16 protein-coding genes are annotated in these 14,129 nt (G+C 62.4%); 11 read left to right on the top strand and 5 right to left on the bottom strand.

From position 1 onward, the window contains the following. The coding region (locus G0P99_RS22420) for a site-specific integrase (RefSeq protein WP_239059912.1) at positions 1–1,141 on the bottom strand (1,141 nt) is incomplete at its 3' end. Between the two features lie 113 nt (positions 1,142–1,254). On the opposite strand from G0P99_RS22420, the gene dusA reads away from it, so the two are divergent. Then, on the top strand, positions 1,255–2,232 hold the full coding sequence (dusA, locus tag G0P99_RS22415) for a tRNA dihydrouridine(20/20a) synthase DusA (RefSeq protein WP_164132709.1): 978 nt from the start codon (positions 1,255–1,257) through the stop codon (positions 2,230–2,232). Between the two features lie 30 nt (positions 2,233–2,262). Next, positions 2,263–2,679 carry a VOC family protein gene (locus G0P99_RS22410; protein WP_164132708.1) on the top strand — a complete coding sequence of 139 codons (417 nt, stop codon included), beginning with the start codon at positions 2,263–2,265 and terminating at the stop codon, positions 2,677–2,679. Positions 2,680–2,690: 11 nt separating this feature from the next. Here the strand turns inward: G0P99_RS22410 and G0P99_RS22405 are convergent, their stop codons facing one another. Beyond that, a complete protein-coding gene (locus G0P99_RS22405; RefSeq protein ID WP_164132707.1) occupies positions 2,691–3,146 on the bottom strand; it encodes an Lrp/AsnC family transcriptional regulator in 456 nt (151 codons plus the stop codon). Positions 3,147–3,292: 146 nt separating this feature from the next. Here G0P99_RS22405 and G0P99_RS22400 point away from each other — a divergent pair, with 146 nt between their 5' ends. The 6 genes from G0P99_RS22400 (at position 3,293) to G0P99_RS22375 (ending at position 9,667) form a co-directional block, all read left to right on the top strand. Then, entirely contained in the window at positions 3,293–3,727 is a 435-nt protein-coding gene (locus tag G0P99_RS22400; RefSeq protein WP_164132706.1) for a universal stress protein, read from the top strand. 23 nt (positions 3,728–3,750) lie between these two features. Continuing rightward, positions 3,751–5,295 (top strand): sodium:alanine symporter family protein, encoded by a 1,545-nt coding sequence (locus G0P99_RS22395; protein ID WP_164132705.1) that lies wholly within the window; start codon positions 3,751–3,753, stop codon positions 5,293–5,295. Between the two features lie 255 nt (positions 5,296–5,550). Beyond that, positions 5,551–6,336, top strand: coding sequence for an MBL fold metallo-hydrolase (locus G0P99_RS22390; RefSeq protein WP_164132704.1), 786 nt, complete (start codon positions 5,551–5,553; stop codon positions 6,334–6,336). A gap of 185 nt (positions 6,337–6,521) precedes the next feature. Beyond that, a complete protein-coding gene (locus G0P99_RS22385; RefSeq protein WP_164132703.1) occupies positions 6,522–7,346 on the top strand; it encodes a sulfite exporter TauE/SafE family protein in 825 nt (274 codons plus the stop codon). Then, complete coding sequence (locus G0P99_RS22380) at positions 7,340–8,125, top strand: hypothetical protein (protein ID WP_164132702.1); 786 nt, start codon at positions 7,340–7,342, stop codon at positions 8,123–8,125. The genes G0P99_RS22385 and G0P99_RS22380 overlap by 7 nt, the downstream gene beginning before the upstream one ends. Before the next feature lie 147 nt (positions 8,126–8,272). Further along, positions 8,273–9,667 carry a calcium-binding protein gene (locus G0P99_RS22375; RefSeq protein WP_164132701.1) on the top strand — a complete coding sequence of 465 codons (1,395 nt, stop codon included), beginning with the start codon at positions 8,273–8,275 and terminating at the stop codon, positions 9,665–9,667. A 71-nt stretch (positions 9,668–9,738) separates the two neighbouring features. Here G0P99_RS22375 and G0P99_RS22370 read toward each other — a convergent pair whose 3' ends face one another. The 3 genes from G0P99_RS22370 to ccmI are packed head-to-tail and all read right to left on the bottom strand — an operon-like array spanning position 9,739 to position 11,669. Beyond that, positions 9,739–9,972 carry a DUF1289 domain-containing protein gene (locus G0P99_RS22370; RefSeq protein ID WP_164132700.1) on the bottom strand — a complete coding sequence of 78 codons (234 nt, stop codon included), beginning with the start codon at positions 9,970–9,972 and terminating at the stop codon, positions 9,739–9,741. A gap of 12 nt (positions 9,973–9,984) precedes the next feature. Then, a complete protein-coding gene (gene ruvX / locus G0P99_RS22365) occupies positions 9,985–10,449 on the bottom strand; it encodes a Holliday junction resolvase RuvX (protein ID WP_164132699.1) in 465 nt (154 codons plus the stop codon). Then, positions 10,446–11,669 carry a c-type cytochrome biogenesis protein CcmI gene (gene ccmI, locus G0P99_RS22360; RefSeq protein ID WP_164132698.1) on the bottom strand — a complete coding sequence of 408 codons (1,224 nt, stop codon included), beginning with the start codon at positions 11,667–11,669 and terminating at the stop codon, positions 10,446–10,448. The genes ruvX and ccmI overlap by 4 nt, the downstream gene beginning before the upstream one ends. 177 nt (positions 11,670–11,846) lie before the next feature. On the opposite strand from ccmI, the gene G0P99_RS22355 reads away from it, so the two are divergent. The 3 genes from G0P99_RS22355 to G0P99_RS22345 all read left to right on the top strand — a co-directional run bounded on the left by G0P99_RS22355 (position 11,847) and on the right by G0P99_RS22345 (position 14,090). Beyond that, positions 11,847–13,091, top strand: a complete 1,245-nt coding sequence (locus tag G0P99_RS22355) for a sarcosine oxidase subunit beta family protein (RefSeq protein ID WP_164132697.1) — start codon at positions 11,847–11,849, stop codon at positions 13,089–13,091. Between the two features lie 64 nt (positions 13,092–13,155). Continuing rightward, positions 13,156–13,488, top strand: coding sequence for a hypothetical protein (locus G0P99_RS22350; RefSeq protein WP_164132500.1), 333 nt, complete (start codon positions 13,156–13,158; stop codon positions 13,486–13,488). Between the two features lie 272 nt (positions 13,489–13,760). Beyond that, positions 13,761–14,090 carry a sarcosine oxidase subunit delta gene (locus G0P99_RS22345; RefSeq protein ID WP_164132696.1) on the top strand — a complete coding sequence of 110 codons (330 nt, stop codon included), beginning with the start codon at positions 13,761–13,763 and terminating at the stop codon, positions 14,088–14,090. The last annotated feature ends 39 nt before the right edge of the window (positions 14,091–14,129 follow it).

Genomic DNA, 14,129 nt, shown 5'->3' with positions numbered 1-14,129 from the left:
CATAACCCGAAATCCATAAACAGAGGTGGCTCACTTCTCGATGAAAAACCCGGCTCACTTCTGGGTGGAAATCAACAGGGAATGGCGCGCGCGAGGCGGCCAGCCGATGCAGGGCTTCGGGCCTGATATGCGTGTAGCGGCGCAGCATCTTCCAGTCCTTGTGACCGGTGACGAGGGCGACCTGTTCTATGGCGAAGCCTGCCTCGAAGAGGCGGCTTGTGCCTTCGTGGCGAAAATCGTGAAAATGGAGATCCTTGACACTGACCTCGACGCAGGCGCGCCGGAACGCCGTTCCGACCGATTTCGAGTTGTAGGGAAAGATCCGGCCCCTTGCGTGCCCGAGTTTCTTGGCCTGTTCGGTGACCAATGCCCAGGCATCGAACCCCGTGGCTGCGAAGAGTGGGATCCGCTGGTCGTTCCCGGTCTTGTTGCGCGGGTCCTTGCGGTCGCGGATCATGAGCATCCGGCGGTCGACGTCGAGATCGGCCCATTCGACGCGGCAGATCTCGTCCAGCCGCATGGCCGTGGCCACCGCGAACTTCACGATCCGCGTCATCGGTGTCGTCAGGCGTTGGTTGTCATCGAAGCAGCGGAAGAGGCGGTTCAACTCGTCCGTGGTGGGGCGACGATCCCGCTCAGTGCCCTTGCCGATCAGGCCGAGACGTTTGAGCGCGACGCGCGCCAGATCAACCGGTTCCGGAGAGATGTCGAGCCCGTGCACGGCTGCCGCATGGGTGATGATCATCTTGATCACGCCGATATCGATCCCGAGTGTCACCGGACCTGCGCCCTGATCTGCACGCATCTTGCCGTAGTCGATCAGCTTCTGCCGGTCGAGGTGCCCGATCTTCTCCTTGCCCAGATCGCGCTTGAGCGTCGTGAGCGTGGCGGCCTTGCTGCGACGCGGCGGTTTCCCTACCTCGCACATATCGGTTATATGAAGGTCGATGAGGTCGCCAAAGGTCTGGAGGCGGGAGACGGACGACTTGTTCGGCGCCAGCCCCTGATCGACCCGGGTCTCCGCCTGGCGGGCCCAACGATGGGCGTCGTCGCGGCGGAGGAACGTCTCGCTCGCATAGCGGCCCTTTCGTCTGATCTGGACCCGGTAGGCACCGGAGGGGAGCTTGGTGATGGAGGCCATTTTCGTGTGCGCTGTGTGTGCAATGAGTCGTCGCAAAGGGGCAAATTCGGGGATATTGGGGCGTATTCCAGCGTAGCAGCCGTCGCCGCCAACAGTTTGAAGATACACAAAAAATGCAAATAAATCAACACGCTAGATTATCCTGTGCCCCTATGATGGACTGGACGGACCGGCATTGCCGCTATCTGCATCGGCTGCTGAGCCGCGAGGTGCTGCTGTATACCGAGATGGTGACCGCACCGGCGCTGGTGCGCGGGGGGGCGTTGCATCTGCTGGAGTACAGCCCTGAGGAACATCCGGTGGCCCTGCAACTGGGCGGCTCGGACCCCGAGGAGCTGGCGCAGGCGGCGCGGCTGGGGGCGGAGGCGGGGTATGACGAGATCAACCTCAACTGCGGCTGCCCGTCGGATCGGGTGCAGTCGGGCACGTTCGGGGCGGTGCTGATGAAGCATCCCGGGCTGGTGGCCGAATGTGTGGCCGCCATGCGCGCGGCGGTCGATGTCGAGGTGACGGTCAAATGCCGGATCGGGGTCGATGATCAGGATCCCGAGACCGTTTTACCCGATTTCCTGGAGCAGATCGCCGGGGCCGGGTGCCAGAGGGTGACCATCCATGCGCGCAAGGCCTGGTTGCAGGGGCTGAGCCCCAAGGAGAACCGGGATATCCCGCCGCTCGATTACGATCTGGTGCACCGGATGAAAGCGCGCTTTCCCGAAATGCATATCTCGATCAATGGCGGTATCGACACGCTCGCGGCGGCGCGGGCGCATCTGGATGCCGGGCTGGATGGGGTGATGATCGGGCGGGCAGCCTATCACCAGCCCGCAGATATCCTGTGCCAGGCCGATCCTTTGATCTATGGCACAGGCGAGGCCAGCGACCCGGTGACGGTGGCGCGCGCCATGCTGCCCTACATCGAGGCGCATCTGGCGGCAGGCGGGCGGCTACATCAGGTGACCCGGCACATGCTGGGCCTGTTTGCCGGGCGTCCCGGTGCGCGCGGCTGGCGGCGGATGCTGTCTGAGGGCGCGGTGCGCCCCGGTGCCGGGCCGGAGCTGGTCGAGGCGGCATTGGAACAGGTCACCGGATAAGCGCCGCCCCGTGGGAAAAGGGAAGATGCAATGATTGCTTATGTCACTGTTGGGGCCGATGACATCGCAGCCGCGAAACGGTTCTATTCGGCCTTCCTGCTGGCGCTTGGGTATCAATTGAAGGAAGGGCCCGAGGGGCTGAGTTACGCGCTGCCGGTGGAATCGGGACAGTTGCCCGTTTTTCCGGATTTCTACGTCAAACCGCCCTTTGACGGTGGCCTGGCCTCGGCCGGGAATGGCGCCATGGTTGCCTTTGAGGCGCGCAATCAGGCGCAGGTGCGCGCGCTGCATGCCGCAGCCCTGGCGGCGGGCGGTCATGACGAAGGGCGACCGGGGTTCCGCGCCGATTATGGGCCGCAGTTCTATGTGGGCTACCTGCGCGACCCGCAGGGCAACAAGATCGCGCTGTTCTCCAGCAACCCGGCGGAACCCGGACGAGATGGGTAAGGGCCAGCGGATCAGCGCAGGTGATAGCCGCGAAACTCTTTGACTGTCGACAGGCTGAGCAGCGTTTTCATCTGCGATACCGCCGGGATCGCAGACAGCGAACTGCGATAGAGCGCCTCGTAATCGGCGGGCGAATGCACACAGACCCGGATCAGGAAATCGAACTCGCCGGTGATCATGTGGCATTCCAGGATCTCGGGCATTGACAAGATCGCCTTTTCAAAGGCTTCCAGGTCCTCGCGCCGTTGCGAGTTCAGCTTGACCTCGATAAAGACCTGAACCTCCAGCCCGACCGTCTGGCGGTCGATCTGGGCGGCGTAGTTGCGGATGATGCCGTCCGCCTCCATCAGCTTGACCCGTCGGTGGCAGGCCGATAACGACAGTCCGATCCGCTCGGACAGGGCCGCCATCGAGATCTGGCCGTCCTGTTGCAAGACGGAAAGAATCTTCTTGTCTAGGCTATCCATCGGAAAACTTCTTATCTCACTCCCTATTTCGGGATATTTTCCGAAAATTTTCCGACAGACAAGGAATTTTCGAAACAAATCCCCGGTTCTGTGTTGTACTTTACAAGTGCGTCAGAAGGACGCGCAGCATTCCCAGGGAGGAAGACATGACAACCAAATTCGTCGTCGGATACGACGGCAGCGCGGCGTCCCGGCGTGCACTGGACTTTGCGATGGAGCGTGCGGCGGCTGTTGGCGCCACGCTGATCGTTGCACATGTGCTGGAGTGGTCGCCCTATTCGTTCCTGACCCCAACCGAGCTGGAAGAGCGCCACAAGCGCCGGGGCGAGGAACTGGCCCGTGCGGAAAGCCATCTGATGGCGCCGCTGAAGAGCCAGCTGGCGGGGCAGGGTGTCAGTGTGGAGACAGTGATCCGGTATGGCCACGTGGCCGATACGATCTGTGATATCGCGACCGACAGCGGCGCGGCCCAGATCTTTGTCGCGCGCAAGGGCGAAAGCGGCCTGGCCGCGCGGGTCTTCGGATCGGTTGCGGGCACCCTGGCGCAATGTGCGCCGGTTCCTTGCACCATCGTGCCGTAACTTTCCAACAGTCGAGGTAACACATGACATCTCTCTCCAAAGCAGCGGCACTGGCCGCGCCGGTTGCCATGCTGTCCGCAGTTCCGGCACTGGCTCAATCCGTCGACGAAAAGGTCAATCAGATCTTTGCCAGTTCGACCGGTTGGTTTGTCAATTTCATCTTCAGCCCGTTCCCCGGCACCTCTTTCCCCTGGATCGTGATGTGGCTGGTGATCGCCGCGACGGTGTTCACGCTCTATTTCGGGTTCATCCAGTTCCGGGCGTTCCCGCATTCGATCGCGCTGGTCAAGGGCGACTATTCCGACCCCAATGACGCGGGCGAGGTCAGCCATTTCCAGGCGCTGGCCACCGCGCTGTCAGGTACCGTGGGTCTGGGCAACATCGCCGGTGTGGCCGTTGCCGTGGGCATCGGCGGTCCGGGTGCGACCTTCTGGATGATCCTCGCCGGTCTGATGGGCATGGCGTCGAAATTCACCGAATGTACGCTGGGCGTTAAGTACCGCAACGAATATGCAGACGGCACCGTTTCGGGCGGCCCGATGTATTACATGACCAAGGGGTTCGAAGAACGCGGCATTCCGGCGGGCAAGTTCCTGGCGATCCTGTTCTCGATCTTCTGTATCCTGGGTGCCTTTGGCGGCGGCAACATGTTCCAGGCCAACCAGGCGCATGCGCAGATCACCAATGTTGTGGGTGAATTTCCGGGCTGGATCACCGGCCTGATCTTTGCCGGTATCGTTTTTGCGGTCATCGTCGGTGGCCTGAAATCCATCGCCAGCGTGACCGAAAAGGTCGTGCCCTTCATGGGCGTGCTCTATGTGGCCACCGCGCTGGTGATCATCGCGATGAACGCGGACATGATCGGCTGGGCCTTTGGCCAGATCTTTGCCGGGGCCTTCAGCGGGCTGGGCATTGCGGGCGGTTTTGTCGGCGCGCTGATCCAGGGCTTCAAGCGGGCCGCCTTCTCGAACGAGGCGGGCGTCGGCTCGGCCGCGATCGCCCACTCGGCGGTGCGGACCAAGGAACCGATCACAGAAGGCTTTGTGTCGCTGCTGGAACCCTTCATCGACACCGTGGTGATCTGCACCATGACCGCGCTGGTGATCATCATCACCGGTCAGCTGATCACCGACCCGGCAACCGGCATGTACCTGCTGGACGAGGGCGCAAGCACCATCCAGACCGTGGACGGCAACAAGGGCGTGGCGCTGACCTCGGCGGCCTTCTCCTCGGCCTTCCCGTTCTTCCAATACATTCTGGCCGTGGCGGTGATCCTGTTTGCCTTCTCGACCATGATCAGCTGGTCCTACTATGGCCTCAAGGCCTGGACCTTCCTGTTCGGCGAAGGCAAGACCACCGAACTGGTGTTCAAGGTGATCTTCTGCATCTTCGTGGTGATCGGCGCGTCGGCCAGCCTGGGTCCGGTCATCGACTTCTCGGATGCGGCGATCTTTGCCATGGCCGTGGTCAACATCATCGCACTCTATCTGCTGATGCCGATCGTCAAGCGCGAGCTCGACTCCTACCTGTCGCGGCTCAAGTCGGGCGAGATCAAGAAGTTCGGCTAATTGGCTGAGGCTTCGATGGAAAGGGCGGGGAAGACCCCGCCCTTTTTTTGTTGGAGGTCAGGCGTGTGACCTGAACGCGTCTGTTGCCGGGAGCCGTTTTTCTGACGTACAGGCGATGTGGTTGCAAGGCTATTGTCGGATCGCTCTGCTCAAAAAGTCTGCTTTGCGGACTTTGCAGCCGTTCGAGTATCTTCGTTTTCGAGCAACTTTCGGCTATGATGCTCGCCAATTCTCGAATTTCGCACGGTGAGCCACATGAAAATCCGGCTGCTGAACGAGAACCTTGTATCCGACCTTTGCTGGCTGGCGGAATATGGATTCTCGGCTTGGATCGAATACGGTGATACTAAAATCCTCTTTGATACGGGCTGGTCCGATGTATGGCGTCGAAACGCCGAGACCGCAGATATTGATCTGGACAAGGTGGACGTAATAGCTCTATCCCATTTCCACAGCGACCATTCTCGTGGCTTGCTGTTCCACTCCTTCACAAAGAAGAAAAAGCTTGTCCTGCACCCGCGTGTCATGACTGCACTCCTCGATCCATTCATCGAGCCGGTTGATCGCCATCTCCCTCACAAATACGCAGAGATTGAACAGAAGATCCGCGCTGATTTCCAAGTTGTTGAAGCACAAGAGCCGTTGGAATTTGTACCTGGAGCTTTCTTCCTTGGCAAAATTCCCAGGGTCACATCGTTTGAGCGCGGTTATTACTACGAAGACCCGATGGACGACGATACTGCTTTGGCCTTTCGGACTGAAAGCGGCGCGGTAGTTGTCACAGGATGTTCACACAGTGGTATCTGCAACATTTGTACCTGTGCCAAGGAAGTCACCGGGCAGGACTTGCACGCTGTCATCGGTGGATTTCATCTGGTCAATCCAGAAAAGCCAGCCGTGAAAGAAACAATTGACTGGTTCAAAACAGAGAAAATCCCACATCTTCTTCCGGTTCACTGCGTCTCGTTCGACATTCAAGCCCGCCTTCAAACTGAATTTGGCTACGAACGTCCCGGTGCCGGATCATTGATCGAATTCTAGCGAGTGATCTGGCAACTCTGGGCTCGAAGTTGCCATTCTTGCTTTTGCTGCGCACCCGCAGCTGACGGATGACGTGAAGGTCAAACCCATGTGACCCTAGACAAGCGGAATTGTCCCACAAGATCGCTTTCCCTTGCCACGCAAGCGTTGTACCCCTGTCGGAACCAAGGAGCGGAGACCGACCCATGCCCGACATGATGCTGCTGTTGCAGATGCTGGCCCTGCTGATCGTCATCGGTGCCCTTGCCGGGGTGCTGGCGGGGTTGCTGGGTGTGGGGGGTGGTATTGTGCTGGTCCCGGCCTTTTTCTATGCGTTCCAGACGCTTGGCTATGGCGGGCCGCAGTTGATGCAGATGTGTCTGGCCACGTCGCTCGCGACCATCATCGTGACCTCTCTGCGCTCGGTCCTGAGCCATAACAAGAAGGGCGCGGTGGATTGGGATATCCTGCGTGGCTGGGGGCCGGGGATCGCGGTGGGTGCGGTTCTGGGGGTGATGGTCGCCGCCTCGCTGCGCTCGGTCGCGTTGCAGGCGCTGTTTGGCATGCTGGGCATCGTGATCGGCGCCTATCTGGGGCTGGGCCGCGCCCATTGGCGGCTGGGAGAGGCGATGCCGGGCGGTCCGCGCCGGTTGGTCCTGTCACCGATGGTGGGCTTCCTGTCGGTGCTGATGGGCATCGGCGGTGGCAGCTTTGGCGTGCCGCTGATGAGCCTTTACAACACGCCCATTCACCGCGCTGTTGCCACCGCCGCAGGCTTTGGCGTGATCATCGCGGTGCCCTCGGTGCTGGGCTTCCTGCTCTTGCAGATCGACCCGGCGCAGCGGCCGCCGCTGACGGTGGGGGCGGTCAACCTGGTGGCCTTTGGCGTGGTCATCTGCATGACCCTGATCACCACGCCCTGGGGGGTGAAACTGGCCCATGCGATGGACCCCAAGCCGCTGAAACGCATCTTTGCCGTGTTCCTGACGCTGGTGGCGCTCAACATGCTGCGCAAGGCGCTTGGGTGGTAGAGGATTTCCTGCGCCGGGGCTGGCTGCGGTTTCCGTTCGACCGGATACTGGCCCGATGGTGCGCCCATGCGCTGCCCGCCGCGCGGCGGGCGGTCACGGATCCGGCCCACACCCAGTGGCTCGATTGCGAGGGGACGTGGTTCATCGGGGTCGATGCGCTGGACAATGACGAGACGGGCCGGGTGGGGGACGGTCCGGAACTGGCCGGGCAGGCGGTCGAGTTCATCACCCGTCACCTGGGCATGCTGCCCTTGCATCGGGGGCAGGTGTCGGTGACCTATCCCGGTTATCCGCGTCCGCGCCGGGGCGAGGGCGCGGCGGCCTTTCGCTATCGCCGTGATCGGGGGGCGGCGCATGTGGATGGGCTGAAGCCCGCAGGTCCCGACCGTCGCCGCCATGTGGACGAACCGCATGGCTGGATCCTCGGCCTGCCGCTGACCGAGGCGCCGCCCGAGGCCGCGCCGCTGATCCTTTGGGAGGGCAGCCATCATATCCTGGGACCCGCCCTGGCCCGCGCGATGGTGGGGCATCCACCAGAGGACTGGCACCGGGTCGATGTGACCGATACCTATCAGGCGGCGCGGCGTGAAGTGTTCGAAACCTGTCCCACGGTCCGGCTGCATGCCCGCCCGGGCGAGGCCTATCTCTTGCACCGACATTGCCTGCATGGGGTTGCCCCGTGGGAGGAGGACGCGGTCGCCGGGCCGGACGGTCGCATGATCGTTTACTTCCGGCCCCAGCTGCCCGGCGGCACAGCAGATTGGGTTTCCCTCCTGTAATCCGGCTATTTTGCTCGCCAATCAAACGGACCGAGGGCCACCCGGGTCTGAATTGTTCGGTAATCGGAAGCAATTCCCTGATGAGTATTCTGTTTCGCGAAAATGTGCTAGGTTACGCATGTTAATGAGTTTGGGGGGAATACTATTGTGCTGACAGTTCTCATATTGCTTGGAACGGCATTGACGGTTGGAACGATTGCATGGGCAATTGACGAAAACGATGATGATGGTGGCGGTTCGGGGGGGAACGAGGGGCCTTCGGGCGATCGCGAAATCTCAGGAACCGAAGGCGACGATCTGCTTCAGGGAAATGATCTGGCCAATTGGATCAACGGGGGCACCGGGGATGACACCATTTCCGGCGCTGGCGGTGAGGATTCGATCTTTGCCGGCCCGGGCGATGATAGTGCTGATGGCGGTACCGGCGACGATGTGCTGCGTGGCAAGGATGGCGATGATACGTTGACGGGTGGTGCCGGCGATGACCTGCTGCACGGCAGCACCGGCCTGGACGTTTTGTCGGGCGGCGTAGGTGTCGACACGCTGCAAGGCGGCTATGGCAGTGACCAGTTGTTCGGTAATGCCGGCGATGACAACCTGGATGGTGGCGCGGACCCGGACCGGATCTTTGGCGGCGATGGCAATGACAGTGCTGATGGCGGCACTGGTGACGATGTGTTGCGAGGTCAGGATGGGGACGACACGCTGTTTGGCGGTGATGGCGCCGACCTCTTGCATGGCAGTACCGGACTGGATCACCTGGAGGGCGGCGCGGGCAACGACACGCTGCTGGGCGGTTATGGCGGCGACCAACTGTCGGGCGGTGTCGGCGATGACAGTCTGGACGGCGGGGTCGGGCCGGATATGATTGACGCCGGCGAAGGCAATGACACAGCCTTTGGCGGTGCGGGTGACGATCGGCTGAGCGGGCGGGATGGTGATGACAGTCTGTCGGGCGGCGATGGCGCCGATCTTCTGCGCGGCGGCCTGGGCCAGGACGAGTTGCTGGGCGGTGGCGAGAATGACATGCTGCTCGGCGGTTATGGGGCCGATACCCTGTTGGGCGAGGCGGGCAATGACAGTCTCGATGGCGGTTTTGGTGACGACCTGCTGGATGGCGGCACGGGCAACGATACGATCATGGGGGTCGTCGGCCGAATGGGCAATGCTGCGTCGGGGCTTCAGGATGAGGTGGATCGCGACACCATCATTGGCGGCGCAGGCGATGACGAGCTTTGGCTGGGTAGCGGTGATCAGGCCAGCGGTGGCGGCGGCGCCGACACCTTTGTTGTGGGCCCTTGGATGCAGGAAAGCACGGTTGCGCGGATAGACGATTTCAATCTTGCCGAGGACCAGCTACGCATCGAGGTACCGACCGGCAGCACGGGTGAGGTGGCCATAGAAGAGGACCCCGATAACAGCGGTGTTGCCCTCGTCCTGTATGACGGTGTCATCGTGGCGCAGATCGACGATGCCTATCCGGGGCTGGCAGTTGCCGACATCCAGGTTGTCGAGAATGCCGACCTGGTCGCGGCAGCCTGACACGCAGAGGCGCGACTGTCGGCTCGCGCCCCTGCTGGCGCGGGCGGCGTTTCTGAAATGGACCGGGCGCTTTACTGCTGCGCCTGACGTGCGGCGCGGCCGCCGCGCCGCTTGCGCAGTTGCGGCGCGCGGTTCGGCAGTTCTTGCATGATGGCCTGGCGCTCGTCGCTTTCCATGCGCGACCAGCGCGAGATCTCGTCGATGGTACGAAAGCAGCCGGTGCATATCCGTTCGGTCGGGTGCACCACGCAGATGCGAATGCAGGGCGAGTCGATTTCGTTGCGTTTCCAGACCTTGTCGGTCATCGGCCGAAGCTCCTAGAGGTTGCGCAAACGATCCAGCGCGCCTTGCAAGATATAGCCCGCCGCGACGTGATCAATGACCTCCGAGCGACGTTTTCGGGTCGTATCCGCCTCGAGCAGCGCTTTTTCGGCGGCAATCGTGCTGAGCCGTTCATCCCAGAAGGTGATCGGCAGGTCGGTCAGGCGGCTGAGGTTGCGGGCAAAGGCGCGGGTGGATTGGCAGCGCGGTCCCTCGGAGCCGTCCATGTTGCGCGGCAGGCCCAGTACCAGACCGGCGATCTGGCGTTTCTGGACGATGGTCATCAGGTCGGCCGCGTCGAGCGAAAACTTGCGCCTGCGGATAGTTTCCAGGGGCGAGGCGACGCCGCGCATCGTGTCGGAGACCGCAACGCCGATGGTGCGGTCGCCCAAGTCCAGCCCCGCAAGCGCACCAAAGGCTGGCAGGGCGGCCGCGAAGTCCTGGATCTCGTCGCAGATCATTGGCCGAGACCCGCCTGCTGGGCGGCGGACTCGATCAGCGTCAGGGCCTCGGGGGTTTCGGCATAGACCTGGCGCGCTTCGGCCAAGATGGTTTGGGCGCGTTCGGTTTCGCCAAGCACGGCCAGGGCGCCGATCAGGCGAGACCATTCCTGTGGTGTGCCGCCTTCGGTCGCAAGCCGTTCGGACAGGCGCTCGACCATGCTGCGGATCATCTCGTTGCGGGAGTCGGCATCCATCTCGGAGGCCGCCTGCATGTCCTCCTGGCTCGGGCCAGGCAGGGCGGCGACGGGGGGCGGAGAGTATTCCACCCCGGCGCGCATTGCGACATCGCCGATCCGGGTGCGGATCGCCTCGGCCCAGGCCGCATCTACAGGAGCGGCCTCGAGCGTGCGGACCCAGATATCAAAGGCAAGATCCGGGCGCCCGACTTGAAGCAGCATGACGCCCCAGTAATACCGGGCAGGCCCGTATTCCGGGTCGCGCAGCAGTGCCTGGCGCAGAACCGCCTCGGCCTCGGGCGAGACATAGCCGCCCGCGGCCATGATCATCAGTTCGGCCTGTTCCGAGAAATCGGTCGCGGTGACGTCGCCTTGCAGCAACTCGATCACCCGCGCCTTGGCCTCATAGGCGGCGCGCAGGTTGCCTGTGTTGGCCTCGTGTTGGGCCAGCAGCATATGGCCCTGGATGTCGTCCGGGCGCTGTGCCACCGTCTCGCGCAGTTTTTGCAACAGGTCCGCGTATCCGGCTTCGAGCTGAGGTTGCGCCTGGGCGGGCATGCGAGTCTCGGCCTCGGCCTGTGCCGGGCGTTCGGCCCGGTTCTGTTCGGCAATTTCGAGCCGCAGCTTCAGCGGCAAGTCGCCATAGCCGGGTGCGCCGAGGCTGGAGTAGAACCACATCGACCCGGCGATGATCACCAGGGTCGAGGCGAGGGCCGCGAGCAGCGCGCCCTTGTGGTTTTGGGCGGGGTCCTTTGCCTCGGCCTGCATCTGGGTATCGGCGGCAAGAATGCGGCGGGAGATCTCGGTGCGGATGCGCTCGGCATCGGCGGCATCGATCACGCCGCGCGCTAGGTCGCGGTCCACGCCCGCCAACTGGTCGCGATAGACGCGCAGATCATAGGCCGCCGCCGGTTCGGTGGTGATGCGTGCCCTGAGTGCGGCCAGCGCCAGCAGTCCTGCCACCACCAGCGCCATCAGAGAAACGAGTATCCAGAAAATCATGAGGGCTCCGCTTTGTTGTCTGTCATCTAGCGACGCGGGGCCGCGGAAAAAAGAGGCAAAAGGACGCGAGTTGGTCTCATGTCGCAATCTTGCGATATTGCGGCGGTATGCGGCGGGGGTATTCTGGGGCCGCACGGCATACCTGCCGCAAGACACGAAACCGGATCGGATTCGCATATGAAGCACTATTCTGCCTTTGCCGTGGCGCGCGAAGCGCTGCGTTATCACACCGGATGGGAACGCGCCTGGCGTTCGCCCCAACCGAAGAAACGTTATGATGTGGTGATTGTCGGTGCGGGCGGGCACGGGCTGGCGACGGCCTATTACCTGGGCAAGAACTACGGCATCCAGAACGTTGCGGTGATCGAGAAGGGCTGGCTGGGCGGCGGTAATACCGGGCGCAACACCACCATCATCCGCTCGAACTATCTCCAGGATCCCTCAGCGGCGATCTATGAAAAGGCGCGCGGTCTCTACGAGACCATGAGCCAGGATCTGAACTATAACGTGATGTTCAGCCCGCGCGGCGTAATGATGCTGGCCCAGACCCAGCACGAGGTGCGCGGCTACAAGCGCACCGCGCATGCCAACGCGCTGCAAGGGGTCAAGACCGAGTGGATCAGCCCGGAGCGCGTCAAGCAGCTGGTGCCGATCATCAACCTGCACGGGCCGCGTTACCCGGTGCTGGGCGCGCTCTGGCAGGAGCGCGGCGGCACCGCACGCCATGATGCGGTGGCCTGGGGCTATGCCCGGGCCTGTTCTGCCATGGGCATGGATATCATCCAGCAATGCGAAGTGACCGGCGTGCGCAGCGAGGGTGGTCAGGTTGTTGGCGTCGACACCACCAAGGGGCCGATCGATTGCGGCAAACTGGGTATCGTGGTGGCGGGCCATTCCGGCCAGCTGGCCGAGATGGCGGGCTTCCGCCTGCCGGTCGAGGCGCTGGCGCTTCAGGCGCTGGTTTCCGAGCCGATCAAACCCTGCATGGACGTGGTGGTGATGGCCAACACGGTGCATGGCTACATGTCGCAATCCGACAAGGGAGAGATGGTGATCGGCGGCGGCACCGACGGGTTCAACAACTTTACTCAGCGCGGCAGCTTCCACCATATCGAGGAAACCGTGCGGGCGTTGAACGAGACCTTCCCGATGCTGAGCCGGCTCAAGATGCTGCGGCAATGGGGCGGGATCGTCGACATGACCGGCGATCGCTCGCCCATCCTGTCGAAGACGCCGCTGGGCGGCTGTTTCATCAACTGCGGCTGGGGCACCGGCGGGTTCAAGGCCATTCCCGGTTCCGGCTGGGGCATGGCGCAGCTGATGGCCACGGGCCATTCGCCGCTGACCGAGGCCTTCTCGCTCGACCGGTTCAAGGAAGGCCGCTTCATCGACGAAAGCGTGGCCGCAGGGGTGGCGCATTGACACGGAACCAATCGGACAAGGCATGCGTTGAGGCTTCGAACAGCAACTGTTTAGGAGCATCAGCATGTCTTCGTTTGACCATACGACCCCTCACCCTGAGCACCGCGCCGCAACGACATCGTCGTCAAGTTCGGTCACCACGAGCGGCACGAATGCCGGGCTGGCCTTTGTTGTCGGCGCGCTCGTCATCGTTGTTGCAGTCATGGCCTGGTTCATGTTCGGAGCAGGTGCGGCCGATGACAGCCGTGACGTCAACATCAATGTCGAAGGTGTTCCGGGCGCCGTCGAAGGCGCGGTCGAAGGTGTGGGCAATGCCGCCGAAGCGGCTGGCTCTGCGGTCAATGACGCAGCGCAAAGCGTTGGCAATGCTGCCGAAGAGGCCGTTGACGGCAACTGATCCCGTTCTTTCGCGAATGGTTCCAGCCTCTTTTGGCTGCGAAATTCGCCGCCGTTTCCCCTTTCCTGACTTACCTCAGGGGGACGGCGGCTTTTTCATGTCCGGACGTAGGAAGCAGACCGACAGTCGCGATGCCCGAGAGGATGCGGCAGCGCTGACTTTTGCTGTTCCGAGCCCGAGGCGGATGTCTTCGAAGACGCCGTGCCGCGTCGTTATCCCAACCGTATTTCGGCTGGCCCGCGCGGTCGGCCTGCCGCCGAAAGGATGAAAACATGCTGATCCTTCATTGTCCCTATTGTGGCGTCGATGCCGACGAGACCGAGCTTGCCGCCGGTGGCGAAGCGCATCTGAAGCGTTTCGGACCGGGATCGAGCGATGACGAGCTGCATGGCTATCTCTTTACCCGCGAAAACCCCAAGGGTGTGCATTTGGAACGCTGGCGCCATGCCTCGGGTTGCGGCAAATGGTTCCATGCCGCACGCTGTACCGCCACGCTCGAAGTGTTCGGCACCTACAAGGCGCAGGTCAGCGGACCGCCGCAGGAGATCCGCGATGCGATCAGCGCCAAACGCCCCGGCTGGAGCTGGAGGGAATTCTCCTGATGTCCGCCACTTTTCCGATCTTCTCTTGCGAAAGGTTCA

The sequence above is a fragment of the Ruegeria sp. PrR005 genome, from assembly GCF_010500245.1.
In the GTDB taxonomy this organism is placed as follows: Bacteria; Pseudomonadota; Alphaproteobacteria; order Rhodobacterales; family Rhodobacteraceae; genus Ruegeria_B; species Ruegeria_B marisflavi.
Note: the sequence above shows the minus strand (reverse complement) of the source record. Positions and strands in the feature narration are given on the sequence as shown.

What these genes read in the sequence shown, in the direction of transcription:
- dusA (WP_164132709.1), top strand. Translation starts at nt 1,255, where the DNA reads ATGCAAATAAATCAACACGCTAGATTATCCTGTGCCCCTATGATGGAC.
- G0P99_RS22410 (WP_164132708.1), top strand. Translation starts at nt 2,263, where the DNA reads ATGATTGCTTATGTCACTGTTGGGGCCGATGACATCGCAGCCGCGAAA.
- G0P99_RS22405 (WP_164132707.1), bottom strand. Translation starts at nt 3,146, where the DNA reads ATGGATAGCCTAGACAAGAAGATTCTTTCCGTCTTGCAACAGGACGGC.
- G0P99_RS22400 (WP_164132706.1), top strand. Translation starts at nt 3,293, where the DNA reads ATGACAACCAAATTCGTCGTCGGATACGACGGCAGCGCGGCGTCCCGG.
- G0P99_RS22395 (WP_164132705.1), top strand. Translation starts at nt 3,751, where the DNA reads ATGACATCTCTCTCCAAAGCAGCGGCACTGGCCGCGCCGGTTGCCATG.
- G0P99_RS22390 (WP_164132704.1), top strand. Translation starts at nt 5,551, where the DNA reads ATGAAAATCCGGCTGCTGAACGAGAACCTTGTATCCGACCTTTGCTGG.
- G0P99_RS22385 (WP_164132703.1), top strand. Translation starts at nt 6,522, where the DNA reads ATGCCCGACATGATGCTGCTGTTGCAGATGCTGGCCCTGCTGATCGTC.
- G0P99_RS22370 (WP_164132700.1), bottom strand. Translation starts at nt 9,972, where the DNA reads ATGACCGACAAGGTCTGGAAACGCAACGAAATCGACTCGCCCTGCATT.
- ruvX (WP_164132699.1), bottom strand. Translation starts at nt 10,449, where the DNA reads ATGATCTGCGACGAGATCCAGGACTTCGCGGCCGCCCTGCCAGCCTTT.
- ccmI (WP_164132698.1), bottom strand. Translation starts at nt 11,669, where the DNA reads ATGATTTTCTGGATACTCGTTTCTCTGATGGCGCTGGTGGTGGCAGGA.
- G0P99_RS22355 (WP_164132697.1), top strand. Translation starts at nt 11,847, where the DNA reads ATGAAGCACTATTCTGCCTTTGCCGTGGCGCGCGAAGCGCTGCGTTAT.
- G0P99_RS22350 (WP_164132500.1), top strand. Translation starts at nt 13,156, where the DNA reads ATGTCTTCGTTTGACCATACGACCCCTCACCCTGAGCACCGCGCCGCA.
- G0P99_RS22345 (WP_164132696.1), top strand. Translation starts at nt 13,761, where the DNA reads ATGCTGATCCTTCATTGTCCCTATTGTGGCGTCGATGCCGACGAGACC.